This window comes from Bradyrhizobium sp. CB1015, assembly GCF_025200925.1.
Classification (GTDB): domain Bacteria; phylum Pseudomonadota; class Alphaproteobacteria; order Rhizobiales; family Xanthobacteraceae; genus Bradyrhizobium.
The window spans coordinates 7,889,834-7,915,365 of sequence record NZ_CP104174.1; the positions used below are offsets into that span (position 1 = coordinate 7,889,834).

Below are 25,532 nucleotides of genomic sequence, written 5' to 3' on the forward strand. Positions count from 1 at the left end.
CAAAACCTGCCTGATAGTTACGGGAGTGAAACAGTGGATCTTGGGATCAAAGGTCGCCGCGCCATCGTCTGCGCATCCAGCAAGGGTCTCGGGCGCGCCTGCGCCATCTCGCTGGCCGAGGCCGGCGTTCACGTCACGCTGACCGCGCGCGGCGCTGAAGCCCTGAAGAAGACAGCCGATGAGATCCGCAAAGCCTATCCCGATGTGACCGTCACCGAGATCGTCGGCGACATCACGACGCCGGCGGGCCGCGAGGCGGTGCTGAAGGCCTGCCCCGAGCCTGACATCCTCATCAACAACGCCGGCGGCCCGCCGCCCGGCGATTTCCGCAACTGGACCCGCGACGACTGGATCAAGGCGATCGACGCCAACATGCTCACCCCGATCGAGCTGATCAAGGCGACCGTGGACGGCATGATGGCGCGCAAGTTCGGCCGCATCGTCAACATCACCTCGGCCGCGGTGAAGGCGCCGATCGACATTCTCGGCCTGTCCAACGGCGCGCGCGCCGGCCTCACCGGCTTCATCGCCGGCCTGTCGCGCAAGACGGTGATCAACAACGTCACCATCAACGGCCTGTTGCCGGGCCCGTTCGAGACCGACCGTCTCACCGGCACCGCCAAGGCCGAGGCCGACAAGCGCGGCGTCAGCCCTGAGCAGATTCTGGCCGAGCGCGCCAAGCAGAACCCCGCCGGCCGCTTCGGCCAGCCCGACGAGTTCGGCTATGCCTGCGCCTTCCTTTGCGGCGCCAAGGCCGGCTTCATCACCGGGCAGAACATTCTGCTCGATGGCGGTGCGTTCCCGGGAACGCTGTAACGCATTATCGCATTCGCAACAGTGCATTCCACGAAAGATCGTCATGCACGGGCTTGTCCCGGGCATCCACGTTCTTTGTTCGGCAAGGTAAGACGTGGATGGCCGGGCATAGGCGAGCGGAAGCGACGCCGTCCTTCGGACGGCTATGCCCGGCCATGACGATGTGGAGGCGTCAGAGCCCGATCATCACCGCTGCTTGGTCGGCTCGTCCTCGTCCTGCTGGCTCGGAGCGGAGGAATCGGCGGTGGTGCGCTCATCGGTCCAATCGATGCCGAATTCCTCGAGCCCGTTGGCGAGCAGGTCGCCCAGCATGGGCTCGCCGAGCAGATAGTGCACCGTTTCGCGGCGCGGGCTGCGATACTCACGCCGCGCCTCCACCGCGCGGGCGCGCAGATCGTCCCAGTCATCGATCGTGCCGTCGCCGCGGCCGAGCCAGGTCAGCACGACGAGATCGAGCTGCTCGTCCTCGTTCAAGGCGATCATGAAGCTGCCGAGCTCCTGGACGACAGGGTCGGAGCCGTCGTCATCGAGCACGTCGAGCGCATCGTCATCGCTCGGGTTCGAGCCGGAATCCGGATCGGAATCCCCTTCCTTGACGTCGAATTCACGCGCCTTCTCGATGATGAAGGCGACCTTTTCGGCGGAAATCGCAAGCTCGGGCATGGCTCTCTCTTCGGCGTCTGTCTCAGGTTCCGGCGATAACGCCGCACCGCGTCAGATGATCCATTGCGTTCGATGGCAGAGAGTGTGCATGTTCCAGCGTCCTTCCGCGTCATTCCGGGACGCGACGAAGTCGCGAACTAAGGTGGGCATCGCCCCGGAATGACCGGGATGGTAAAGCAAAAAACACGGGGAGCGGCGGATGCAGTGGAAGGTAGGTCGGGTCAGGATCACCAAATTCGTCGAAATGGAGACGGTCGGCTCAACCCGGTTCATCCTGCCGGCGGCGACCAATGACGAGATCCAGAAGCTGCCCTGGCTGATCCCGCATTTCGCCACCGAAGAAGGCCGGCTGAAAATGTCGATCCACTCGCTCGTGGTGGAGACGCCGACGCGCCGCATCGTGGTGGACACCGGCCTCGGCAACGACAAGCAGGGCCGCGGCATGCCCACCTGGAACAACCGCAGCTCGCCGTTCCTGGAGACCATGACCGCGGCAGGGTTTCCGCCCGACAGCATCGATACCGTGCTGTGCACGCATCTCCATGTCGACCACGTCGGCTGGAATACGCGACTGGTCGACGGCCGATGGGTGCCGACCTTCCCGAAGGCGCGCTATGTCTTCGGCAAGACCGAATATGAGCATTGGCGCGATGACACGGCCGGGCCGGACAAGGTCGCGGTGTTCAACGATTCCGTGAAGCCGGTGGTCGATGCCGGCCAGGCCGAGCTGGTCCCGAGCGACCACCGGCTTTGCGAGGAGATCAAGCTGATCCCGACCCCCGGTCACAGCCCGGGACATATGAGCGTCCTGATCGAATCCGACGGCGAGCAGGCGCTTCTGACCGGCGACGTCGCCCATCATCCCTGCCAGATGGCGCATCTGGAGTGGTGCTCGACGGTGGACACCAACCCCGCGCAAGCGGCGGCAAGCCGGCACGCGGTGTTCTCGCGCTTCGCCGACACGCCGACGCTGGTGATCGGCGGTCATTTTTCGGCCGGGCATATCAAGCGGGATGGGGACGCGTTCAGGTTTGTGGCGCTGGGGTGATCTCCGTTTTGAGCGGTTGAATTTCCTGCCGCCCTGTTCCATGAAGCTGTCAACCGATCGGTCCAATCTCCAGGGAGAAACGAGAATGAAGCTTGTTCGTTATGGCGAGAAGGGGGCGGAAAAGCCCGGCCTGATCGACAGATCCGGCCAGTTGCGCGACCTGTCGGCGCATGTGAGGGACTTCACGGGCGAGGCCTATTCGCCTGATACCCTGCAGAAGCTGGCGGCGCTCGATCCCGCCTCGCTGCCAGCCGTCTCCGGCAAGCCGCGGTTCGGCGCGCCCGTCACCGGCATCTCGAAATTCGTGGCGATCGGCCTCAATTATTCCGACCATGCCAAGGAGACCGGCGCCGAGATCCCGAGCGAGCCGATCATCTTCATGAAGGCCAACACCTCGCTGTCGGGCCCGAACGATCCGGTCGAGAAGCCGCGCGGCTCAACCAAGCTCGACTGGGAGGTCGAGATCGCCGCCATCATCGGCACCCGCGCCAAATACGTCTCGGAAGCCGACGCGCTGAACCACGTCGCGGGCTATTGCGTCTGCAACGACGTCTCCGAGCGCGCCTTCCAGATCGAGCGTCTGGGCCAGTGGACCAAGGGCAAGTCGCACGACACGTTCGGCCCGCTCGGGCCGTGGCTCGCGACCAAGGACGAGATCAAGGACGTGCAGAACCTGTCGATGTGGCTCGACGTCAACGGCCAGCGCCGCCAGACCGGCTCGACCAAGACCATGATCTTCTCGATGGCCAAGTGCATCTCCTATGTCTCGCAGTTCATGACACTCCTGCCCGGCGACGTCATCACCACGGGCACCCCGCCCGGCGTCGGCCTCGGCATGAAGCCGCCGACCTTCCTCAATGTCGGCGACGTCGTCACGCTCGGCATCGAAGGTCTCGGCGAGCAGCGCCAGGAGATCATCGCGGCGTAAGCCGTGCGCATCGCACTCCGTCGTCATGCCCGGGCTTGACCCGGGCATCCACGTCTCACAGTCTGACCACGCGGCGAGGCGTGGATGGCCGGGTCAAGCCAGGCCATGACGGAGCAGACACCGTTCGCACAAGATCGATTGCAGGGAATTCCCATGAAGCTCACCTTCTCCCCCGCCTCGCCCTTTGCCCGCAAGGTGCGCATCGCCGCGATCGAGCTCGGGCTGATCGACAAGATCGAGCTCGTCCCCGCAAGCGTCGCGCCGGGCACGGCCAACGAGGACTATGCGAAGATCACGCCGCTGAAGAAGCTGCCGGTGCTGATCACCAACGACGGCGACGTGATCCTGGATTCCTATGTCATCGTCGAATATCTCAACGAGATGGCGGGCGGCAGCCTGATCCCGGATTACGGCCCGCGGCGCTGGAAAGCCAAGACCAATCACTCGCTGATCAACGGTATGCTCGATTCCATGCTGCTGTGCCGCTACGAGAAGATGGTGCGGCCGCAGGGCCTGCAATGGCAGGCCTGGTCGGACGATCACTGGAACAGGGCCTGGACCGGCATGGCGCGCTTCGAGAACATGCCTGACGTGCTGAACGGCCCATTCGACATTTCGCAGATCGGCCTCGTTTGCGTGCTCGGCTATGCCGACTTCCGCTTCGCCGATTGCGGCTGGCGCAAGGCCTATCCGAAGCTCGACGCCTTCCACCAGAAGATGCTGGAGCGGCCCTCGGTCAAGATCTCGGTGCCGCCGGCCGCATAGATCGGGGAATTGCCATGAGCCTGAAGTTCTCGGTCGGCGATCTCACCATCCATCGTGTCATCGAGCAGGAGACCTCGTTCGTCCCGGCGCTGGAGATGCTGCCGGGACTGACGGCGGACGTGCTGGCCGAGAACCGGGCGTGGATGCGCGAGGCGAAGGCGTTGGACGAGCAGGACGTGCTGCTGCTGTGCTTCCAGTCCTATGTTGTGAAGACGCCGCACCACACCATCCTGGTCGACAGCTGCATCGGCAACGACAAGCCGCGGCCGCAGCGGCCGAAATGGAACATGAAGACCGACGACACCTATTTGCGCGGCCTCGGCGCCGCCGGGTTTTCGGTCGACGACATCGATTTCGTGATGTGCACGCATCTGCATGTCGACCACGTCGGCTGGAACACGCGGCTGGAGAATGGCCGCTGGGTGCCGACCTTCCCCAAGGCGCGTTACATCTTCGCCAAGCAGGAATTCGATCACTGGTCTGCGCAGAATGCGAAGACGGAGATCCCGCCTTTCGCTGACAGCGTGTTGCCGGTGGTCGAGGCCAACAGGCACGAGCTCGTCGGCAACGACCACGAGATCGGTGACCACGTCCGCATCCTGCCGACATCGGGCCACACGCCCGGCCATATCGCCATCACGATGGGCCGCGGCAAGGACGATGCGGTGTTCTCCGGCGATCTCATGCATTCGCCGCTGCAGACGCTCTATCCGGAGCTGTCGATCAAGTTCGACGTCGATCCGGCCGCCGCCGCGAAGACGCGCCGCAGCTTCCTGGAGCGCTATTGCGACACCGACACGCTGTGCTGCACGGCGCATTTTCCCTCGCCGTCGGTGGGGAAGATCCGGCGCAAGGGCAACGCGTTCGAATGTGTGGCGGTTTGATTTAGCGCGGCTCGCGCCGCGAACTCCCATCCTCCCCTGGAGGGTCCGGGACGAGCGTAGCTCGCCCGTGGATCGGTTCGCATGCAGCGAAGCGCAATGCGAACCGAGGTGGGGTGACGGTCTCTCCTCGTTGAAACTGCCCGCGTTGAGAGATCACCCCACCCCGCTCGCGCTTCGCGCGATCGACCCTCCCCCTCCAGGGGAGGGTAGGAGACGCCGACGGAGAAAACGATGACTGCACTGCCCGACATTCCCCTGCCCGCCGGCATCCGCTCGCGCTACCTCGACGGCATCAACGGCTTGCGGATGCATGTGCTGGAGGCCGGTTTCGAGACCACGGGACGGCCCTGCATCCTGCTGCTGCACGGCTTTCCCGAGCTCGCCTTCTCCTGGCGCAAGGTGATGCCGGCACTGAGCTCGGCCGGCTATCACGTCATCGCGCCGGACCAGCGCGGCTATGGCCGCACCACGGGATGGAGCGCGGATTATGACGGGGACCTCACGCCATTCTCGCTCCTCAACCTGGTGCGCGATGCGCTCGCTTTGGTGTCGGCGTTCGGTTACAGGCAGGTCGATCTCGCCGGGCACGATTTTGGCAGCCCGGTCGCGGCCTGGTGCGCGCTGATCCGGCCCGACGTTTTTCGTTCGGTGACGCTGATGAGCGCGCCGTTCGGCGGACCGCCCCCGTTACCGTTCGGCACAGTCGACAACCCGGTGAAGCCCGCGGTGGAAGACCCCGTGCATCGCGAGCTGGGCGCGCTGCCGCGGCCGCGAAAGCACTATCAATGGTACTATTCGACGCGCGAGGCGAATGCCGACATGCACCGCGCGCCGCAAGGCGTGCATGATTTCCTGCGTGCCTATTATCATCAGAAGAGCGCGGACTGGACCGACAACAAGCCCTATCCGCTGCAGGCATGGTCGGCGCAGGAACTTGCGAAGCTGCCGACCTATTACGTGATGGACTTGCACGAGACCATGGCCGAGACGGTCGCGAAGGAAATGCCCTCGCCGGCCGCGATTGCAGCCAATCAATGGCTGCCGGACCGCGAGCTCGCCTACTACAGCGCCGAGTATGGCCGCACCGGATTTCAGGGCGGGCTGCAATGGTACCGCTACGGCACGTCGGGCATGCTCAATAACGAGATGCAATTGTTTGCCGGCCGCAGCATCGACGTGCCCTCCTGCTTCATCTCGGGCAAGCAGGATTGGGGCACTTATCAGCGGCCGGGCGTGTTCGAGACGATGCAGCGCAGCGCGTGCACGAAGATGCTCGGCTGCCATCTCGTCGACGGCGCCGGCCATTGGGTCCAGCAGGAGCAGCCGGCCGCGGTGAGCCGGCTACTGCTCGACTTCCTCGCCAAGGCGGGCATGGCCTGATTTGACCGGGGAACCACGGCAGCCTATATAATTTAGAACCGTTCTAAATTTTGGAAGTCAGGGCTGCTGTGAAGAATTTTGCCGATCTGACCGAGCGCGAGGTGCTGGCGGTGGCGATCTCCTCCGAGGAGGAGGACAGCCGCATCTACATGACCTTCGCCGAGGATCTGAAGGAGCGCTATCCGGACTCGGCCAAGCTGTTCGAGCAGATGGCCGAGGAGGAGCGCGGCCATCGTCACATGCTGCTGGAATTGTACGAGCAGCGCTTCGGCCAGCATCTGCCGCCGATCCGTCGCGAGGACGTCAAGGGTTTCCTGCGCCGCCGGCCGATCTGGCTGACCAAGAACCTGCCGCTCGACACGATCCGCCGGGAAGTCGAGACCATGGAGCTCGAGGCCGAGCGCTTCTATGCGAAGGCCGCCGAGCAGGCCGAGGACGTCAACGTGCGCCGGCTGCTCGGCGATCTCGCCGAGGCCGAGAAGAGCCACGAGCACACCGCCGCCAGGCTGACCGACGAGATCCTGAAACCCGACGTGCGCGCCGAGGAAGACCGCACCCGCCGGCGCATGTTCGTGCTGCAATATGTGCAGCCGGGCCTCGCCGGCCTGATGGACGGCTCGGTCTCGACGCTGGCGCCGCTGTTTGCGGCCGCCTTCGCCACGCACCAGAACTGGCAGACGTTCCTGGTCGGCCTTGCCGCCTCGATCGGCGCCGGCATCAGCATGGGGTTTGCGGAAGCGCTGTCCGACGACGGCTCGCTGACGGGGCGCGGCTCGCCCTGGCTGCGCGGCATCACTTGCGGCGCGATGACGACGCTCGGCGGGCTCGGCCATACCGCGCCGTATCTGGTGCCCGACAGCTGGGCCAATGCGTTCTGGATCGCGACGGCGATCGCCTGCGTCGTCGTGTTCTTCGAATTGTGGGCGATTGCCTTCATCCGCTCGCGCTACATGGACACGCCGTTCCTCCAGGCCGTGTTCCAGATCGTGCTCGGCGGCGCCATCGTGCTGGCGGTGGGAATCGTGATCGGGGCGGCGTAGACGTTCCGCGCTCGATGTCATGCCCCGGCTTGACACCGATTTTGTGTTGGCCGTGCCGCTAATGGCTAGCAGCATATCAATCTCCATCAAACAGCCGTTGCGACGTTCGGCCAAACTGCGCATCATTCCTCAACAACCAGAGCGGGAGAAGCGCCGTGACCGGATCAGAATGGAGTTTCAAGAGTGCGGTCGAATTGTCGGCCGCGTTGCGTGCGAAGGAGGTCTCGGCGGTCGAGCTCACGCAGGATGCGATCGCCCGTATCGAGCGGCACGACGGCAGCATCAATGCGGTGTGCGTGCGCGATTTCAATCGCGCGCTCGCCGCGGCGCGCGAGGCGGATGCGGCGCTGGCGCGCGGCGAGCGCAAGCCGCTGCTCGGCCTGCCCACGACGATCAAGGAATCCTTCAACATCGCCGGCCTGCCGACGACCTGGGGATTCGTGCCGCAGAAGGATTTCAAGCCCGTGGAAGACGCGCTGGCGGTGGCCCGCATCAAGCACGCCGGCGGCGTGATCCTCGGCAAGACCAACGTTCCGGTCGGGCTCGGCGACTGGCAGAGCTACAACGACATCTACGGCACCACCAACAACCCCTACGATCTCGGCCGCACGCCGGGCGGATCCTCCGGAGGATCGGCGGCAGCCCTCGCCGCAGGCTATTGCGCGCTCGCCACAGGCGCCGACATCGGCGGCTCCCTGCGCGTGCCGGCCTTTCATTGCGGCGTCTTCGCGCACAAGCCGACCATCAATCTCTGCGCGGCGCGTGGCGAGACCCCGCCGCCGTTTCCGGCCATTCCGCGCGAGGGCGACCTCGCCGTCATCGGGCCGATGGCGCGCACGGCGGCGGATCTGTCCTTGCTGCTCGACGTCATGGCGGGACCCGACCCGCTCGATGCCGGGATCGCCTACAAGCTCGACTTGCCTGCCGCACGGCATCAGTCGCTGCGGGATTTTCGTGTCCTGGTGGTCGACAGCCATCCGCTGCTGCCGAGCGACCAGGATGTGCGCGGCGCGATCGACAAGCTCGCAACCGATCTTGCGAAGGCCGGCGTCACCGTCGCACGCGAGAGCGCGCTGCTCCCGGAGTTCGCGGAGACGTCGCGGCTCTACATGCGCATGCTGCTGGGCTTCCTCGGCGCGTTCTTACCTCCCGACGAGCTGGCGGATGCGCGGGCGCGGGCGAGCCAGCTCTCGCCGGAAGACCGCAGCCTCGGCGCGGAACGACTGCGCGGCATCACCGCAAGCCACCGCGCCTGGGTGCTCGACGCAGGCGCCCGCGCCGTCCTCCGCGCACAATGGCGGGCATTATTCAAGAGCTTCGACGCGGTGATCTGCCCGATCATGCCGACGCCGGCCTTTCCGCATGATCATTCGCCGGAGCAGCGCCTGCGAACGATCAGCATCGACGGCAAGGATTACCCCTATTCCGACCAGCTCGCCTGGCCGGGCATCGCAACGCTTCCGGGCCTGCCGGCGACGGCGGTTCCGCACGGCCTGTCGAAAGACGGCCTGCCCGTCGGCGTGCAGATCGTCGGTCCCTTCCTCGAGGATAGGACGCCGCTCAAGCTCGCCGAGCTGATCGAGCGCGAGTTCGGCGGCTTCGTGCCGCCGAAGATGTTCGACGATTGAGGCCTTCAAGACGCCGTCGCGTTGGCGGCGGGCGGGGGGCGCGGCGCTTTGCAAGTCATTTCGATGGCCGCCTGTAAAGCAATCGCTAACCAAACAATCCTTTCCCGGGCAATGCGCACACCGCACACGTCCGGGATTTATACGGCTGGCAATCGTTCGCCTGTCAAAACTGCAGGTCACGAACCTGGCGAAGGGTAACGCTCAGATCCAAGAGTGACCGCGTGACAAATGACTCAATCGAAATAGGCGCGCTCCGCGAGCCCTATCATCGCGTCAATCCAAACCAGTCGCTGCCCGGGAGATGGCGTATTCCGATCGCCCTCATGCTGGCGTGTGGATTTGCCGGCCTTGCACTCCGTTACCTCGTCCGGGAGCACACCACTGCCGACACCTTCGAGTTCCTGATCCCCTGGTATGTCTTTGCTCGGGATCACGGCATCGGTGCGCTGGCCGAGGCTTTCACCAACTATTCGCCGTTTTACAGCTACCTCCTGCTGATTGCGGTCCGCTTCGACTGGCTCGGCCAGCCGCTTTCCCTGGTGAAGGCGATTTCGGCAATGTTCGAGCTCGGTTGCGCGGTCGTCGTCGCCCAGATGGTCTGGCGAGCGACAAGAGTGCCATTGCGCGCGTCCATGGCCTTCTGCTCGGCTTGGCTTGCACCGACGGTGCTCTTCAATGGCGCAATGTGGGGGCAGGCCGATTCGATCTGGACCTTCTTTGCGCTGCTGTCCGTGGCGATGTTCATGCGCAATCGAAATGGCATTCTGCCTTTCGCCGTAGGCTGTTCGGTGAAGGCTCAGGGCGTGTTCCTGGGACCGTTCGTGCTCGGCATGATTTTACGCCGCAAGATTCACCTGGCGTGGCTTGCCGCCATTCCGGGAGTCTATGTGATCCTCGCCATTCCGGTCCTCGTTGCGGGCCGATCCCTGGCGTCCGTGCTCGGCGTCTATCTCGGCCAGGCCAACACATATCATCACCTGACCATGAATGCGGCGAACGTCTGGGTGTTCGCAGGAGGAACGCCGTACACAGCCGGAGTCGCCATTGGCCTCGTGCTCGCGGCAGCGAGCGGCCTTGCCCTATCGATCTTCATCGCACAGTCCAAGCGGACCGGGCCGGAGTTCATTCTGCTCGTCGCGTGCGCGTCGCTCATCTTGATGCCGTACCTGCTTCCCAAGATGCACGAGCGCTATTTCTATGGATTCGAGCTTGCGAGCATCGCCCTCGCCTGCCTCAACCCGCGCTATCTGCCGTTCGCGGTCATTGCCCAGGTCGACGGCGTGCTATCCTATCTCGCATTCGAGAGCGAGATCGTCATGGGCCTGTTGCCGGCGGCGCTCTGCAACACCTTTCTGGTGTTCTACCTCGTGCTCGACCTCCGCCAGGGCGAACGTGGATTTCGCCTTCCGACTTTGGCCTGGCTTGGCTTCGCTGCGTCCACGGCGGGACTGTTCGCCTATTTGCTGGTGGCAGGCGCCGGCTTGAACGTATCCCCGGCCTATATGCTCGCCGCGGGCCTTGCCGCGCTCATGGCGCTGCGGCTCGTCAAGGAGTCGCGCTGCGCCTCGAGCGACGGTCCGGCCCCATCGCATTGACATCATGGGCTAGCTATCGAACACGATCACGCTGCGCAGCGTCTTGCCGGCTTTCATGTTGGCAAAGCCCTCGTTGATCTCGCTCAACTTCAGCTTGGCCGAGATCCAGTCTTCGAGATGCAGCCGGCCACGCAGGTAGAAATCGACCAGCCGCGGCATGTCCACACGGAAATGGTTCGAGCCCATCGAGGAGCCCTGGATCTTGCGCTCGCGCAGGAAGTCGAAGCCGTGCAGCTCGATCTTCTGACCGAACGGGATCATGCCGACGATCGTGGCAGTGCCGCCAGAGGCGAGCATCGCAAAAGCCTGCTCGGCAGTCTCCTTGCGGCCGAGCACCTCGAAGGAATGATGCACGCCGCCATTGGTGAGGTCGCGGACCTGCTTCACGACATCGCCGTCGGCCGGATTGATGATGTCGGTCGCGCCCAGCTTGGTCGCGAGCTGGAGTTTTGCAGGATTGGTGTCGATGGCGATGATACGGCCGGCACCGGCGATCTGCGCGCCGTTGATCGCGGCCATGCCGACGCCGCCGCAGCCGATCACGGCCACGGTCTCGCCGGCCGTCACTTTCGCCGTATTCACCACCGCGCCATAGCCGGTGATGACGCCGCAGCCGATCAGCGCGGCGAGATCGAGCGGCATGTCCTTGCGGATCTTCACGATGGCGTTTTCGTGCACCAGCATCTGCTCGGCGAAGGAGGAGAGGTTGAGGAATTGGTGTAGCTTCTCCGGCTTCGACCATTGCATGCGGTTGGAGACGCCCGGCAGCATCTTCACCGTCGCGTCCGTGCACAGCACGGTGCGGCCGGTGGTGCAATTGTCGCAGGTGCCGCAGAAGACCGAGAGACACGTGACGACGTGGTCGCCCGGCTTGACGTAGGTGACATCGGAGCCGACCTGCTCGACCACGCCGGCGGATTCGTGCCCGAGCACCGCAGGCAGCGGATGCGGATAGAGCCCTTCCATGAAGTGTAGATCGGAGTGGCAGAGCCCGGCGACTGCGGTGCGGATCAGCACCTCGCGCGGTCCCGGCTTCGGCAGGCTGATGTCCTCGATGACGAGCGGCTGGTTGACTTCATAGAGGACGGCGGCCTTCATCGGTGTTTCCTCGTTGTTTTTGATGTCGTTGCGTGCAGGGACTCCACCTCTCCCTATGGAAGAGGTGAAGACAGAAGCCTACGCTGTCAGAACCAGTTCGCCAACCTCGCTCATGCCAGCTGCGCGATCGCCGAGCAGCAGTTCGGCGATTTTCGCTTGCGCGGCATTTTCCGCCAGCCGGAACGGATCGCTCGGCGCCACGCGATGGTCGATCACGAGGCGCGAGAGCAGCAGCCGGCGTGCATCGCCGCGCATGTCGTGAATGCGGTGTGCTTCCCAGGCGAATGCCACTGCGCTGGCGACGTGATAGAGCACGCTGGTGGCGCGGCGCGCATCGGCCTCGTTTTCAGACCCGGCCGCGACCTCGCGTGCGAAACCGACGGCGCGATCGATGAGGCCACGCAAATTGTCGCGCCAGGCCTGCGGTACCGAGCCGCTGTCGTCGAGCCGGGCGTGCAGATCGGCCGCGAGCGCGGACTCAGCGCCGTGACGACCGACTGCCCGCCGCAGCGCATCGATCGCGACGATGTTGCCGGTGCCTTCCCAGACCGAGCCGAGATGGGCATCGCGCAGCAGGCGGGCGGTGGCGAATTCCTCGATGTAGCCGATGCCGCCGCGCATCTCGAGCGCATCGCCGCAGACCTTTCGCGCGTCACGCGTGGCACGGAATTTCAGCGTCGGAGTGAGGATGCGCAGCAGCGCCGCGGCGTCCTGGCTGCCGGCCTCGGCACGGTCGAGCGCGTCCGCAGTGAGAAAGCTCATCGACAGGCCCTGCTCCACCGGCAGCATGATCTTCAGCATCTGCCGCCGTCCCAGCGGCAGATCGATGATGCGCTGGCCGAACACGACGCGGTTGGTCGCCACCGTCATCGCGTCATGATAGGCGCGGCGCATTAGCGCGGTGGACTTGACGCCGTTGGAGAGCCGCGAGGAGTTCACCATCTCGGCCATCTGCACGAAACCGCGGTCGAGCTTGCCGACCGCGTACGCGATCGCGCCTTCGAGCTTGATCTCGCCCGAGGCCATCGAGCGGGTGCCGAGCTTGTCCTTGAGGCGCACGATCCGGTAATGGTTCTGCGTGCCGTCGTCGAGGAAGCGCGGCATCAGGAACAGGCCGACGCCGCGCGTGCCGGGACCGGCGCCTTCGGGGCGCGCCAGCAGCATCACGACTTTCGCATCGGCATTCGAGCAGAACCATTTCTCGCCGTAGAGGCGCCAATGGTCGCCCTCCTGCACCGCGCGCGTGGTCAGCGTGCCGACATCGGAGCCGCCCTCCTTCTCGGTCATGAACTGGCCGCCTTGGGTCAGCTTGCTCATGTCGGTCGAGGTCAGGCCGTCCAGATATTTCGCCTTCAACGCCTCGCTGCCGAAATTTGCCAACAGCTTGGCGCAGCCGTCGGTGACGTTGATCGGGCAGCCCATGCCGAATTCGGTCTGGTTGAACAGGAAGGTGAAGGCATGCTTGGCAACAACAGGGTATTTGTCCGGCCAGCCCATGATGCCCTTGCCGATCGAGAGCGCGTGGATGCCGAACTGGCCGAACGCGGCGTTCTCCAGCTCGCGATAGGCCGGGTGATATTCGATCCATTGCACGTCGCGACCGAACTTGTCGCGCTGGTACAGAATCGGCGTGTGCCGGTCGGCAAGCCGCGCGCATTCGTCGAGATGGCCGCCGGCGAGCTCACCGAGGCGGTCGAGATGCGGCTCGATGTGGCGGAACAGCTTCTCCGGCAGATGGATGCGGAGCAGGTCCGTGAGCGCGGGATCGGCGCGGTAGAAATTCATGCCTGACGTATCGGGCGCCAGCAGGCCGGAGGGTGCGGCCGCGATATCTTTTGGCTGCGCTTTAACCGGTCTGGGCATGATCGTCCTCTTCGTTTCCGCCCCGCGGCAATTCTTTGCGCTTGCCGCTTTGGATGATGTCGATCATGCTCCAGTCGCGGACAGCGATAAAGCCGCAAAATGTCAGGGCGGCATGATCGCCGCGAGGGAGCAATTCGCCCTGCGGAATTGTGGCCGCGCCGGCTGGTTGTTTGCGCGGACCATGCCTAGATCAGCGGCTCCCTGTCTGCGAGAGATCACGCCATGGAACGTCCGAAATACAAGATCGCCCTTATCGTCGGTGCCGGCGAAGGCCTCAGCGCATCGCTGGCGCGCCTGCTTGCGGCGCAGGGCATCCGCGTCGCGCTCGCCGCGCGCAAGATCGAGAAGCTTGGCGCGCTCTGCACCGAGACCGGCGCCAAGGCCTATGCCTGCAACGCCACCGAGCCCGACGAGGTGGAGCGGCTGTTCGGCCTGGTCGAGCGCGAGATCGGCACGCCAGACCTCGTCGTCTACAACGCCAGCGGCCGCACGCGCGGGCCGTTCGTCGACCTCGTGCCGGCCGACGTCGCGCAGGCGATTGCGGTCAGTGCCTATGGCGGCTTCCTGGTGGGGCAGCAGGCGGCCAAGCGCATGCTGCCGAACCAGCACGGCGCGATCCTGTTCACCGGCGCCTCCGCCAGCGTCAAGGGCTATGCCCAGTCCGCCCCCTTCGCGATGGGCAAGTTCGCGCTGCGGGGACTTGCCCAGAGCATGGCGCGCGAATTGTCGCCGCAGGGCATCCATGTCGCGCATTTCGTCATCGACGGCGGCATCAGGAGCGCGACGCGAAGCGAGCCGGCGGATAGGCCGGACTCGATGCTCGCCCCCGATGCGATCGCACAGAGCTATTGGAACGTGCTGCAGCAGCCGCGCAGCGCCTGGAGCTGGGAGCTGGAGCTGCGGCCCTGGGTGGAGAGGTTTTGAGTTCAGTTCGTCCTTCCGGGGCGGGCCGCAGGACCGAACCATGGTGCGCACTTGCGCACTTGAGAATCTCGAGATTCTCAGGTGCCCAACTGCGCACGTAGTTCGATGCTTCGCATCGCCCCGGAATGACAACAAAAAGGGGAGGCGACATGACCAGCGAAACCACCATCGACACCGGCACCAACGAGCTCCTCTGCACGATCCGCGACCGCGTCGCCGTCATCACGCTGAACCGGCCGGAGGCACGCAATTCGCTGTCGGATGCGCTGACGCCGGCGCTGCGCACAATGATCCGGAGCTGCGGCGAGAATCCCGATGTCGGCGCGCTGCTGCTGACCGGCGCGGGCGAAGCCTTTTGCGCCGGCGGCAACGTCAAAGGCATGGGCGCACATCGCGACAAGGCGAAGCTCGACATGTCGTTTGACGACAAGGTCGCCGACCTGCAGGAGCGGCAGCGGCTGCTCACCGGCGCGCTGGTGTCGGTGCGCAAGCCGACCATCGCTGCGCTCCCCGGCCCCGCGGTCGGCGCCGGGCTCGCCATCGCCATGGCCTGCGACATCCGCATCGCAGCGCAATCCGTCTTCGTCGCCACCGGCTACGCCCGCATCGCCCTCAGCGGCGATTACGGCATCGCCTGGCTGCTCACCCGCCTCGTCGGCACCGCGCGGGCGCGCGAATTGATGTTCACCAGCGACCGGGTCGATGCCGAACGCGCCGAAGCGATCGGCCTCGTCAACCGCGTCGTGCCCGACGACAAATTGCAGGCCGAGGCGTTCGCGCTGGCCAAATCGCTCGCCGAAGGCCCGCGCCTCGCGCTGCGCTACATGAAGGACAATCTCGACGAAGCCCTGCTGTTCGACTTCGAGACCGCGCGCGACCACGAGGCCGAACGACTGGTCCGCCTCACCACGACCGCCGATCACAAGGAGGCGGTACAGGCCTTCATCGAGAAGCGCAAGGCGGTGTTCACGGGGAAGTAGCGGCCGCGGGATTTTCTGCGCGCCGAAACGTCTCACCGTCACCCTGAGGTGCTCTTCCTGTGCCGCAAGCGCAGGAAGAGCCTCAAAGGGCGACGGCCCGACTGCCGCCGCGGCGAAATAGACACCAACAACCAGCCGGGCCGTTTCATCCTTCGAGCCTCGTTCTGCGGAAGGCCGCAGAACGAGCACCTCAGGATGACGGATCTGCAAAGCGCCAAAAAACGCCCGGCTCTGGCTTGGCCAGGCCGGGCTGCAGTCATGTCAGGCCGAGGCTGAGGGGCTGTCGGCCTGACGGGAAAAAGCGGCGAGGCGCCAGCTCGCACAAGGAATGTCTTGCGGAGCGAGGTTGATCTCCTTGTCGAAGCGCACCAGCTTCCAGTCATCGGGGTGGTTGACGAACGTGAAGCCGGCTTTGCGTGCAAGCGAGACCATGGTCTCGTTGGAGCGCAGCGTGTCGCCAAACATGTGCTCGGCGCCGAGCGCAGCCGCGCGGCATTCGAGGTTCTTCATCAGCGCGGTGGCGATGCCGTGACCCTGCCAGCGGTCGTCGACCGAGAGGCCGAACTCGAGCGTCGCGGTCTCGGCATGGAAGGCATAGCGCGCCTCGGCGACGATGGTCTCGAAGCCGTCGACCATCATGGTCGCCACGATGGTGAAGCGATCGCGCTCGCCGACCTCGAGGAAATCATGCAGCAGGCCCTTCGGCAATTCGCTGATCGCGCCGAAGAAGCGGTTGTAGCGGGAGCGGGTCGAGAGCGCGCGGAAATAGTGCTGCAGCTCGTCGGTGTCGCGCGGCTCGACGAAGCGAACATTGAGCTGCTCACCGTGCCGGGTGCGCAGCACGTCCGAATATTGCTTCAGGTCTTCGAGGCGGAGGGTGCTCATGACACATGCCATGCGGAAAAGGGACCGCCGGCGCCCCTGTACTCAGGCGGCGCCGGCCTGACGGCCTATCAGGCCCGCCAGAAGGGTTTGTCGGCCTCGTAGGCAATGTCGGACCAGGACAGCCCGACGTCGTGGAGGTCGCGGGCGGTCCAATGGGTCAGCTCGCGCCGGGTCCGGTAGCGCTCATGCCAGACGTGCAGGGTCCCGCCGATCTGCTGGAGCAGGCCGGGTACATGATGATTTGTCATCGAATTGTCGGTCAATGTAGACATTTTCAGCTCCTGGAGCTAAGTTGTCCGCTAATATCTGCCTCCTGCTGCGCCGCGACAAACGACAATTTGTACCTTTTCGCATGAAATAACGTCATGCATCCTGCTGCCAGATGACTGCCAGATTGCCTTCCCTGAACGGATTGCGGGCGTTCGAGGCCGCCGCGCGCCATCTCAGCTTCACGCTCGCAGCCAGCGAGCTGAACGTGACCCAGACCGCGATCAGCCATCAGATCCGCAGGCTGGAGGAGGAGCTCGGGATCCGCCTGTTCATCCGGCAGAACCGCGCGCTGGCGCTGACGCCGGAGGCGCGCGACTATTTGCCGGGCGTGCGCGCCGCCTTCAACGATTTGCGCCTGGCCACCGACCGTCTCTTGCGCAAGGACGACGACAAGGTGCTGACGGTGTCGACGCTGGCCTCGCTCGCGGCCAAATGGCTGCTGCCGCGGCTGACCGACTTCCAGGAGCAGCATCCCGGCATCGACGTGCGCATCACCACCTCGACCAGCCTCGTCGATTTCCAACGCGACAATGTCGATGCCGCGATCCGCTACGGCCGCGGCCAGTGGCCGGGCGTGCGCGCCGACTGGCTGATGGCGGACGAGCTGTTTCCGGTGTGCAGCCCCGCGCTGCTGCGCGGCGACAAGCCGCTGCGCCGCCCCGAGGACCTGCGCAACCATCCGCTGCTGCACACTTCGAGCACTAACAGCGACGACTGGCGGCTGTGGCTGACCGCGGCGGGCCTGCCGGCCGATATCGCGCGGCATCCCGGCATCACCTTCGATATGATCTTCATGACCATCCAGGCGGCGATCGACGGCATCGGCGTCGCGATGGGACGGACCTCCTACGTGCAGGACGACATCGCCAAAGGCCGGCTCGTTGTGCCGTTCAAGATCGCCCTTCCCGCGGACGCCGGCTTCTACCTGGTTGCACCCGAGGGCCGCCGCGAGGCGCCGAAGCTTGCCGCGTTCCGCCAATGGGTGCTCGCGGCGGCGCAGAATAAAGCCTGAAAATCATTCCTCCGGAAAAGCGGTTGTCTCTGTCGCCGCCCTTCACCCTCCCCTGGAGGGGGAGGGTCGCTTCGCATGGAGCAAAGCGAAATGCGAAGCGGGGTGGGGTGAAGGTCTCTCCGCATCGAGCACTGCCCGCGGGGAGAGATCACCCCACCCCGCTCGCGCTTCGCGCGATCGACCCTCCCCCTCCAGGGGAGGGTGAACAGATGCCGCCTACAGCTCCACCACCACGTAATCGCTCTCGACTTTCACCGGAATCGTCTCGGCGACATACGGTCCCTTCACCACGCTTGCGCCCGGCTCGACATGGGCGGGATAGGCTTTCACGCGGAAGCGGCGGGGATCGCAATAGGACTGGCCGGTGCGGATATCGAACTCCCAGCCGTGCCAGGGGCACCGGATGATCTCACCTAACTTGGTGTATTCGATCTCGCCGGGATTGCTCGACTGTGCGAGACCGATCAGCGGGCCCTCGCACAGCGCCGCGCCCTGATGCGGGCAGCGGTTCATCAGGCCGAAATATTCGCCCTTGATGTTGAAGACCGCGATCGGCCGCCCGTCGATCTCCAGGAATTTTCGCGTGCCGGGCGGAAGTTCATCCACTGGCGCAATGACGTGCCGCGCCATCAATTGATTCCGTACAGCTTCTTCGCGTTGCCGAGATAGAACGCTTCGCGATTGGCTTCGCTGACGCCCGCCGGCAGCACGCGCGAGGGCTCGTCATAGTCCCAATGCGGATAATCGGTCGCGAACAGCAGCTTGTCCCAGCCTATCCATTTGATGACGTCGAACAGATCCTCGCGGCTCTCAGGATCCTCCATCGGCTGCGTGGTCCACCACACCTGCTCGCGAATATACTCCGACGGCGGCCGCTTCACATGCGGCACCTCGCTCCTGAGCCGCTGCCAGGCCTTGTCGAGCCGCCATGCCAGCGACGGCGCCCAGCCGAAGCCGGCCTCGATCATCACCATCTTCAGTTTTGGGAAGCGCTCGAACACGCCCTCCAAAACCAGGCTCGCCAGCGCCGATTGCTGGCACTGCGAATGCCCGACCATCTCCTCGATGTAATAGGACGGCCAGCCCGACGGCGTGATCGGGTTGCCGCCGAAGCCGAAGGCGTGCACGCCAACGGGGAGCCCCGCTTCTTCCGCGGCCTGATAGATCGGCCAATAGCGGCGCTGGCCGAGCGGCTCGACGTTGCGGCTGAGCAGCAGCACCTGCACGAAGTTCTTGTCGCCGGCGCGCTCGCGGATTTCGGCGGCGGCCGAAAGTCCATCCTCATTGCCGACGACGATGGAGGCTTTCAGCCGCTTGTCCTTGCTGGTCCATTTGTCGATCTGCCAGTCGTTGATCGCCGAGCATAACGCTGCCGAGAGCTCGTGATTACGGATGCCCTGCCCGGTGTTGAGCGGATTGAGCACGCCCAGCTGCACGTTGTTGGGATCGAGCAGCTGCTTCTGCATGAAGGCGAGCGAGGAGCCCTGCGGGCCGCCTTCCGGCGGATAGGCATCGCGGCGCGAGGCGTTGGGCTGCGCCTTCGGATAGGGCGGGCCTTCCATCATGCCCTGATAGGCATGGACGCCGTAGACTTCGAGATGATGCTGCCAGCGTTTGGCGAGGTAGGGATAAAGCTCGGTTCGGGTCGCGCGTGCCGGATGGATGTCGCAGTCCGCGATTGCGGTTTTGACGGTCAGCGGGGAAGCGGCTTCTTGGTTCTCGCGGAACTGGATATTCATCGCCTTGCCTCCTTTGGCAGCGGGCTCATTTCAGGCGAGGATAGGTTGCATGCGGATTGTCGATCATGATCTTGCGCACGAGATCGGGGGACAGACCTTCGGGCAGCGCGTCCTGGCCGTCGAACTGCCAGTGCGGATAGTCCGTGGAGAATAAGACCAATTCGTCCGACTGCATATGCTCAAACAGGCGAATTAATGTCTCCGGTTCCGGCGGCGCATCAAATGGCTGTAACGAGAAGCGGATGTTGCTGCGCACAATCTCCAGCGGCGCGCGATCGACCCACGGCGTCTCCATCCGCACCCCGCGCCAGAACTTGTGCAGGCGCCAGAGATAGGGCGCGATCCAGGACACGCCGGACTCCAGCATCACCATTTTCAGCCGCGGATATTTGGCGAACACGCCCTCGACGATCAGGCTGGTGAGCTGGGTTTGGAACGCCTGGGCCTGCCCGACATAATCCTCGATGTGATAGGACCCCCAGCCCACGGCGGTCGGCGGATTGTGATAGGCGGAACCGGCGTGGACGCCGACCGGGAGTTCCAGACGTTCCGCGGCCTCGTAGATCGGCCACAGCGCGCGCTTGCCGAGCGGCGTATCGCCCATCACCAGCATCAGCACCTGCACGAAGCGCTTGTCCTGTGCGCAGCGCTCGATCTCGGCAACGGCTTTCTCGACGCTTTGCGTGGGAATCACGATGGAGCCACGCAGCCGCGCATCGCGATCGAGCCATTCCTTCGCCAGCCAATCGTTCAGCGCGCGGCAGAAGGCCGCCTGCATGTCTTCCGAAAACACCATCTGCACGCCATAGAGCGGATTGCAGATCGCATGCTTCAGCTGGAAAGGATCGAGCACGTGACGCTGCATGGCCTCCAGACTCTCGCCGGGCTTGCCGGTCTCGGGCCGCCAGTCCGGCCGCGCGGTGATCGGCGAATTCCGCGGATAGGATTGCGAGATAAGGTCGACCATGCCGCGCGTCGTCACCTGATCGCGCCAATAATCGTTCAGGTAAGGCAGCAGGCTGGTCAGATGCGGCACGGCCGGATGCACGTCGCAATCGATGCCGCCGGCGATCAGGGACGCCATCACGTCTCCCTTCTCACGTTTCCTCGCATGTCTCTTGTCCCCTCCATTCAAGCAGGCCTGCCCGCCGCCCGCAACTCGGCCAAGCCTCCTGTCATATGCTAGGAAGGCTGAGCTCGGTTGCGAACGAATGAGGGGTTGCGAAATGAAAGAGCTCGTCGGCATTGCGGAACAGGTTGCCGCCAAACTGATCGCGCGCAAACAGACCATTGCCGTCGCGGAATCCTCCGCCGGCGGCTTGATCGCCGCCAGCCTGCTCGCGGTGCGCGGCGCATCCGCCTATTTCCTCGGTGGCGCGGTGGTCTATACCCGCGATGCCAGGCGCGTGCTGATGGATATTTCGGACGAAGGAATGAAGGGCTTTCGGTCCTCGTCCGAGCCCTATGCACAATTGCTGGCCGAGCAGATGCGAACGCGCTTTGACAGCGATTGGGGCCTGTCCGAGACCGGCGCTGCCGGCCCCACCGGCAACCGCTATGGCGATGCCGCCGGCCACAGCTGCATGGCGGTTGCGGGACCTGCGTCAGAGGTGATGACGCTGGAGACGGGAAGCAACGACCGGTTCGGCAACATGCAGGTGTTTGCCGCGACGGCGCTGCGGTTGTTGTTGAGGAAGCTGGAGGGGTGAGCCGCTGTTGGCAGCGAGTGCACTTTTAGAACCGTCATCCTGAGGTGCGAGACACGTGGCGCAACGCGACACGTGGGGAGCCTCGAAGGATGAACGGCCCAGATACAGCCGGGCCGTCGCCCTTCGAGGGCCGCTGAAGAAGCGGCCGCCTCAGGGTGACGGCGAGGGATTGTGCTCGCGGCGAGGTCCATTCACCGTCCCAAATGCCGCATGAAAATCCGCACCACATAGCCCGGGAAGCGCGGCGCCTCGTCATAGAGATCCGACGCGATCCGCTCGATGGTCTCGCGCAGCGACAGGAATTGCGCCTGACGCGCGCTGCTTTCGGTGCCCTGCATGCCCGCGAGCTCGTCCATCGCGGCGTCGCTGATCTGGCACTGCACGACCTCACCGTCGTTCAGCATGGTGAAGCGAAAGGCCAGCCGTTCCAGATCATGGCCAATGATCTTGTCGCGCGTGAGCGGCATCAAATCGTCCCGGTCGAGCCCCCGAACGGGACAATGCGGAAAATCTGGCGCCTTGTCACTATCGGAGCCAAAGGACATGGCTATCATCTGAAACCCGTCAGCAGCACGGCTCGATGAGCCGGCTGCGCTCCAGCCTCAGTAGACGAGCGCAGAGCCTGTCGGCTGATCCAGTGCCGCAGCCAGGGATCTATACTCCTGGCAATCGGTTCCGCAGATCGACGCAATCCGGCCGAGGTGATAGAGCGCTTGCTCGCGATTGCCGCGCTCGAGCTGCCACAGTCCATAATATTGCCACGTCAGCACGTGGTTCGGATCGGCCTTCAATGCGCGCTCGTACCAGGCCTGGGACTGCTCGTAGTCGCCGAGCTTGCGATAAGAGTAACCAATCAGGTTGGCGACGTTCGGATGGTCGTCATGGCCAAGCGACTTCAATTGCGCGATCGCGGCAGCATAGTCGTTGCGCCCGTAGATGGTGTCATAGGCCATACGGTAGCCGGCCGCGAATGCAGGATCGCCGATGCTGGACTGGTTGTTCGGCTTCTTGCCTTTGTGTGTGGACTTGGCGGCCGGGCGCTTCGGATAGGTTGGCTCCGGCTTCTGATCCGAATAGGTGCTGGCAAAAGGATCCGTGCCGGGGCCGCCGCCACCACCTCCGCCACCGCCGCCCCCCGCGGCAAGGGCCGGCGGGCTCAACAATGCTGCCGCAAACGTACCCAGCGCGACGAGTCTGATCATTGCTGTGATCATGTCTGTCTCCTGTACTGCTTCGAGCGCCCCGGACGAGGTGATAACCCTGCCTTGGCGACAATATTCCAGGCGCTGCATTCACGGAGACGTCAGCGTTCGTACGACAGCTCTGTTGCCCTACTGGAACGCCACTTCGGCGAAGCTGCGGAGCTTGCGCGAATGCAGCCGCTCCGATTCCTGCTGCTTGAGCCGCTCCAGCGCCTTCAGGCCGATCTCGAGATGCTGACCGACACGGCGGCGGTAGAATTCGCTGGCCATGCCCGCGAGCTTGATCTCGCCGTGCAGCGGCTTGTCGGAGACGCACAGCAGCGTGCCGTAGGGCACGCGGAAGCGGTAGCCGTTGGCGGCGATCGCGGCCGATTCCATGTCGAGCGCGACCGCGCGCGACTGCGACAGGCGGCGGATCACCTCCCGCCCGGAAATCTCCCAATTGCGGTTGTCGACGCTCGCGACCGTGCCCGTGCGCATCAGGCGCTTGAGCTCGAAGCCTTCGAGCCCGGTGACGTCCTCGACCGCCTCCTCGAGCGCAACCTGCATCTCGGCCAGCGCCGGGATCGGCACCCACAGCGGCAGCTCGCGATCGAGCACATGGTCCTCGCGCACATAGCCGTGCGCGAGCACGTAGTCGCCGAGGCGCTGCGTGTTGCGCAGGCCGGCGCAATGGCCGAGCATCAGCCAGGCATGCGGCCGCAGCACCGCGACGTGGTCGGTGACGTTGCGCGCATTGGAGGGACCGGTGCCGATGTTGATCAGCGTGATGCCGCGATAGCCGGGTGCGACCAGGTGGAAGGCCGGCATCTGCGGTGCGCGAGCCGGCGCGGTGCCGGTGATGGCGCCGCCGCTGTTCGTGATCACGTTGCCCGGCGCGACGAAAGCATCGAGCCCGGCTTCGCCGGACTGCAGCCGCTGCTGGCACGCTTGCGCGAAGGCGTCGACATAGAACTGGTAGTTGGTGAAGATGACGAAGTTCTGGAAATATTCGGGATCGGTGCCGGTGTAGTGATAGAGCCGGCGCAGCGAGTAATCGACGCGGGCGGCGCGGAACAGGGATAGCGGCTCCGGCGCGCCCGGCTGGAGCTCGAAGGTGCCGTCGGCGATCGAATCGTCCATGGTCGCGAGATCGGGCACGTCGAACGCGTCGCGCAGCGAGCGTGTGACGAGCGAATTCTCGCTGGTGGTGATGGCGGCTTCGATATTGATGTCGCGGCGATAGGCGAAGTGGATCGGGATCGGCTCGGCGGATTCGCCGATCTCGACGGGCACGCCGTGGTTCTGGATCAAGAGGCCGATCTGCTCGGTGAGATAGCTGCGGAACAGATCCGGCCGCGTCACGCTGGTTTCATGCACGCCGGGCCCGGCGACGAAGCCATAAGCGAGACGCGAGTCCAGCCGCGCATGCGTCGCGGTGGTGAGACGGACGAAGGGATAATAGGCGCGAACCCGCGTCGTGATCGCTTCGCCGTTGACGTAAGCATCGAACCGGTCGCGCAGGAATTTTGTGTTGCGCTCGTAGATTTCCTCGAGGCGGGCAACGGCGAGGTCCGCGTCGGTGAAGGATTGGGTGGCGATGGAGGGAGGGGACTGCATGGTTCGACCGCCGTGTTGCTGCTTGCCATCGCAGTATAGCAAACTGACAGCCAAGTCGTCATTGCGAGCGCAGCAAAGCAATCCAGAAATCTCGCCGCGGAGACAGACTGGATTGCTTCGCTACGCTCGCAATGACGAGGGAAGATGACGCGCTTTCGCGCGTCACTTCTCGCGGAACGCCCGCATCAGCTGGTCGTGCAGCGGCTTCATCAGATAGGACAGCATGGTGCGGTCGCCGGTCTGGACGAAGGCTTCCACGGGCATGCCGGGAATCAGCTTGACGTCGCCGAGCCGGGCGAGCTCCTCGGCCGGCATCGAGACGCGGATGGTGTAATAGCCCTGGCCGGTGCGCTGGTCGGTGGTGACGTCGGGCGAGACGCGGCTGACGACGCCGTTGAGCTCCGGCGTGGTGCGCTGGTTGAATGCGGACAGGCGCAGCAACGTCTTCTGGCCGATCTGGAGCTTGTCGATGTCGACCGGATTGACCTTGGCCTCGACCTGGAGATCGTCGGCCTGCGGCACGATCAGCATCAAGGTATCGCCGGCGGTGACGACGCCGCCGATCGTGTGCACCGTCGATTGCAGCACCATGCCGTCCTGCGGCGCGCGGATGTCGACGCGGCGGAGCTGGTCTTCGGCCGCGACCTTGCGCTCGATCAGCTCGCCGATCTTGTCGTTGGTCTCGCGCAGGTCCTTGGAGACCTCGCTGACCACGTCCTTGTCGATCTGGATGATCTGCAGCTCGGTCTCGGTGATCTTGCCCTTGGCCTGGGCGCGCGAGGCGATGTACTGCGCGCGCTCGCCGTTGAGGCGGGCCGAGTCGCGCTCGAGCTGGGTCAGGCGCGAGATCTGCACCAGGCGCTTGTCGTAGAGCTCGCGCACGCCGGTCAGCTCGTTCTGCACCAGCGCGATCTCCTGGTCCTTGGCCTTCTCCTGGGCGCTGAGACCGGCGATCTCCTCGTTGAGCTGCGTGATGCGCTCGCGCAGCTGCGCCTTCTGCCCGGTGCGGCCGTTGACGCGGACGTCGAACAGCTTGGTTTCAGCGGCGAGCAGCGCCTTGACGTCAGGATCGCCCGCCCGCTCGATCAGCGTTTGCGGGAATTCGATCCGGTCGAGACCGCGCTGCTCGGCCTGCAGTCGCGCCGCACGCGCCTGCGCGGCGTCGAGGTTCTTGGTGACGATGGCAAGGTTGGCCTTGGTGACGGTGTCGTCGAGGCGCACCACGATGTCGCCGGACTTGACCAGGTCGCCGTCGCGGGCGCGCACCTCGCCGACCACGCCGCCGGTCGGATGCTGCACCTTCTTGACGTTGGATTCGACCACGATCTGGCCCGGCGCGATCAGCGCGCCCGAGATCAGGACGGTCGAGGCCCAGCCACCGAGGCCGACGACCAGGACCACCACGATCACAAGGCCGAGCATCAGGTGAAACTTGATGGAGTCGCGTACGGTCTTCTTCGCGGCCGCCTTCGTGCCGCCGATGGCCATCGTGCTCATGGCTTCG

Annotated in this window: 25 protein-coding genes; 13 read left to right on the forward strand and 12 right to left on the reverse strand. The window is 64.7% G+C overall.

Annotated elements, in window-relative coordinates:
* Positions 1-33: 33 nt before the first annotated feature.
* Positions 34-816: an SDR family oxidoreductase gene (locus tag N2604_RS36965; protein WP_260372843.1), complete on the forward strand. Its 783-nt coding sequence runs from the start codon at positions 34-36 to the stop codon at positions 814-816.
* 186 nt (positions 817-1,002) lie between these two features.
* On the opposite strand, the gene N2604_RS36970 is transcribed toward N2604_RS36965, so the two are convergent.
* Complete coding sequence (locus tag N2604_RS36970) at positions 1,003-1,479, reverse strand: DUF3775 domain-containing protein (RefSeq protein ID WP_260372844.1); 477 nt, start codon at positions 1,477-1,479, stop codon at positions 1,003-1,005.
* 199 nt (positions 1,480-1,678) lie between these two features.
* Here N2604_RS36970 and N2604_RS36975 point away from each other — a divergent pair, with 199 nt between their 5' ends.
* The 8 genes from N2604_RS36975 to N2604_RS37010 all read left to right on the forward strand — a co-directional run bounded on the left by N2604_RS36975 (position 1,679) and on the right by N2604_RS37010 (position 10,747).
* Positions 1,679-2,527 (forward strand): MBL fold metallo-hydrolase, encoded by an 849-nt coding sequence (locus tag N2604_RS36975; RefSeq protein ID WP_260372845.1) that lies wholly within the window; start codon positions 1,679-1,681, stop codon positions 2,525-2,527.
* Positions 2,528-2,612: 85 nt separating this feature from the next.
* Complete coding sequence (locus N2604_RS36980) at positions 2,613-3,455, forward strand: fumarylacetoacetate hydrolase family protein (protein ID WP_260372846.1); 843 nt, start codon at positions 2,613-2,615, stop codon at positions 3,453-3,455.
* Positions 3,456-3,608: 153 nt separating this feature from the next.
* Positions 3,609-4,220: a glutathione S-transferase family protein gene (locus tag N2604_RS36985; RefSeq protein ID WP_260372847.1), complete on the forward strand. Its 612-nt coding sequence runs from the start codon at positions 3,609-3,611 to the stop codon at positions 4,218-4,220.
* A gap of 14 nt (positions 4,221-4,234) precedes the next feature.
* Positions 4,235-5,104 (forward strand): MBL fold metallo-hydrolase, encoded by an 870-nt coding sequence (locus N2604_RS36990; protein ID WP_260372848.1) that lies wholly within the window; start codon positions 4,235-4,237, stop codon positions 5,102-5,104.
* A 231-nt stretch (positions 5,105-5,335) separates the two neighbouring features.
* Positions 5,336-6,484, forward strand: a complete 1,149-nt coding sequence (locus tag N2604_RS36995) for an alpha/beta hydrolase (protein ID WP_311739718.1) — start codon at positions 5,336-5,338, stop codon at positions 6,482-6,484.
* 68 nt (positions 6,485-6,552) lie between these two features.
* Positions 6,553-7,524 (forward strand): iron exporter MbfA, encoded by a 972-nt coding sequence (gene mbfA / locus N2604_RS37000; protein ID WP_025033669.1) that lies wholly within the window; start codon positions 6,553-6,555, stop codon positions 7,522-7,524.
* 155 nt (positions 7,525-7,679) lie between these two features.
* Positions 7,680-9,152, forward strand: coding sequence for an amidase (locus N2604_RS37005; RefSeq protein ID WP_260372849.1), 1,473 nt, complete (start codon positions 7,680-7,682; stop codon positions 9,150-9,152).
* Positions 9,153-9,373: 221 nt separating this feature from the next.
* On the forward strand, positions 9,374-10,747 hold the full coding sequence (locus N2604_RS37010; protein WP_260372850.1) for a hypothetical protein: 1,374 nt from the start codon (positions 9,374-9,376) through the stop codon (positions 10,745-10,747).
* A 9-nt stretch (positions 10,748-10,756) separates the two neighbouring features.
* Here the strand turns inward: N2604_RS37010 and N2604_RS37015 are convergent, their stop codons facing one another.
* Entirely contained in the window at positions 10,757-11,845 is a 1,089-nt protein-coding gene (locus tag N2604_RS37015; RefSeq protein ID WP_035997137.1) for a Zn-dependent alcohol dehydrogenase, read from the reverse strand.
* Between the two features lie 78 nt (positions 11,846-11,923).
* A complete protein-coding gene (locus N2604_RS37020; protein ID WP_260372851.1) occupies positions 11,924-13,708 on the reverse strand; it encodes an acyl-CoA dehydrogenase family protein in 1,785 nt (594 codons plus the stop codon).
* 222 nt (positions 13,709-13,930) lie between these two features.
* Between N2604_RS37020 and N2604_RS37025 the strand changes: the two genes are divergently transcribed.
* Both N2604_RS37025 and N2604_RS37030 read left to right on the forward strand, forming a co-directional pair.
* Positions 13,931-14,632, forward strand: a complete 702-nt coding sequence (locus tag N2604_RS37025; RefSeq protein WP_260372852.1) for an SDR family NAD(P)-dependent oxidoreductase — start codon at positions 13,931-13,933, stop codon at positions 14,630-14,632.
* Between the two features lie 149 nt (positions 14,633-14,781).
* A complete protein-coding gene (locus N2604_RS37030) occupies positions 14,782-15,612 on the forward strand; it encodes an enoyl-CoA hydratase (protein ID WP_260372853.1) in 831 nt (276 codons plus the stop codon).
* Positions 15,613-15,873: 261 nt separating this feature from the next.
* Here N2604_RS37030 and N2604_RS37035 read toward each other — a convergent pair whose 3' ends face one another.
* Positions 15,874-16,497: a GNAT family N-acetyltransferase gene (locus N2604_RS37035; protein WP_260372854.1), complete on the reverse strand. Its 624-nt coding sequence runs from the start codon at positions 16,495-16,497 to the stop codon at positions 15,874-15,876.
* A 68-nt stretch (positions 16,498-16,565) separates the two neighbouring features.
* A complete protein-coding gene (locus N2604_RS37040; protein ID WP_260372855.1) occupies positions 16,566-16,769 on the reverse strand; it encodes a DUF1127 domain-containing protein in 204 nt (67 codons plus the stop codon).
* A gap of 110 nt (positions 16,770-16,879) precedes the next feature.
* Here N2604_RS37040 and N2604_RS37045 point away from each other — a divergent pair, with 110 nt between their 5' ends.
* On the forward strand, positions 16,880-17,779 hold the full coding sequence (locus N2604_RS37045; RefSeq protein WP_260372856.1) for a transcriptional regulator GcvA: 900 nt from the start codon (positions 16,880-16,882) through the stop codon (positions 17,777-17,779).
* Positions 17,780-17,995: 216 nt separating this feature from the next.
* Here the strand turns inward: N2604_RS37045 and N2604_RS37050 are convergent, their stop codons facing one another.
* The 3 genes from N2604_RS37050 to N2604_RS37060 are packed head-to-tail and all read right to left on the reverse strand — an operon-like array spanning position 17,996 to position 20,602.
* Positions 17,996-18,409 (reverse strand): Rieske (2Fe-2S) protein, encoded by a 414-nt coding sequence (locus N2604_RS37050; RefSeq protein ID WP_260372857.1) that lies wholly within the window; start codon positions 18,407-18,409, stop codon positions 17,996-17,998.
* Positions 18,409-19,518, reverse strand: a complete 1,110-nt coding sequence (locus N2604_RS37055) for an amidohydrolase family protein (RefSeq protein WP_260372858.1) — start codon at positions 19,516-19,518, stop codon at positions 18,409-18,411. The genes N2604_RS37050 and N2604_RS37055 overlap by 1 nt, the downstream gene beginning before the upstream one ends.
* A gap of 25 nt (positions 19,519-19,543) precedes the next feature.
* On the reverse strand, positions 19,544-20,602 hold the full coding sequence (locus N2604_RS37060) for an amidohydrolase family protein (RefSeq protein WP_260372859.1): 1,059 nt from the start codon (positions 20,600-20,602) through the stop codon (positions 19,544-19,546).
* A gap of 142 nt (positions 20,603-20,744) precedes the next feature.
* Here N2604_RS37060 and N2604_RS37065 point away from each other — a divergent pair, with 142 nt between their 5' ends.
* Positions 20,745-21,227: a CinA family protein gene (locus tag N2604_RS37065; protein WP_260372860.1), complete on the forward strand. Its 483-nt coding sequence runs from the start codon at positions 20,745-20,747 to the stop codon at positions 21,225-21,227.
* A gap of 191 nt (positions 21,228-21,418) precedes the next feature.
* On the opposite strand, the gene N2604_RS37070 is transcribed toward N2604_RS37065, so the two are convergent.
* From N2604_RS37070 to N2604_RS37085, 4 genes are all read right to left on the reverse strand, one after another.
* Complete coding sequence (locus tag N2604_RS37070; protein ID WP_260372861.1) at positions 21,419-21,694, reverse strand: DUF1488 domain-containing protein; 276 nt, start codon at positions 21,692-21,694, stop codon at positions 21,419-21,421.
* Between the two features lie 135 nt (positions 21,695-21,829).
* Positions 21,830-22,441 (reverse strand): lipopolysaccharide assembly protein LapB, encoded by a 612-nt coding sequence (locus N2604_RS37075; protein WP_260372863.1) that lies wholly within the window; start codon positions 22,439-22,441, stop codon positions 21,830-21,832.
* Between the two features lie 117 nt (positions 22,442-22,558).
* A complete protein-coding gene (locus N2604_RS37080; RefSeq protein ID WP_260372864.1) occupies positions 22,559-24,028 on the reverse strand; it encodes an AMP nucleosidase in 1,470 nt (489 codons plus the stop codon).
* 162 nt (positions 24,029-24,190) lie between these two features.
* Positions 24,191-25,525 carry an HlyD family type I secretion periplasmic adaptor subunit gene (locus N2604_RS37085; protein WP_260372865.1) on the reverse strand — a complete coding sequence of 445 codons (1,335 nt, stop codon included), beginning with the start codon at positions 25,523-25,525 and terminating at the stop codon, positions 24,191-24,193.
* Positions 25,526-25,532: the final 7 nt, after the last annotated feature.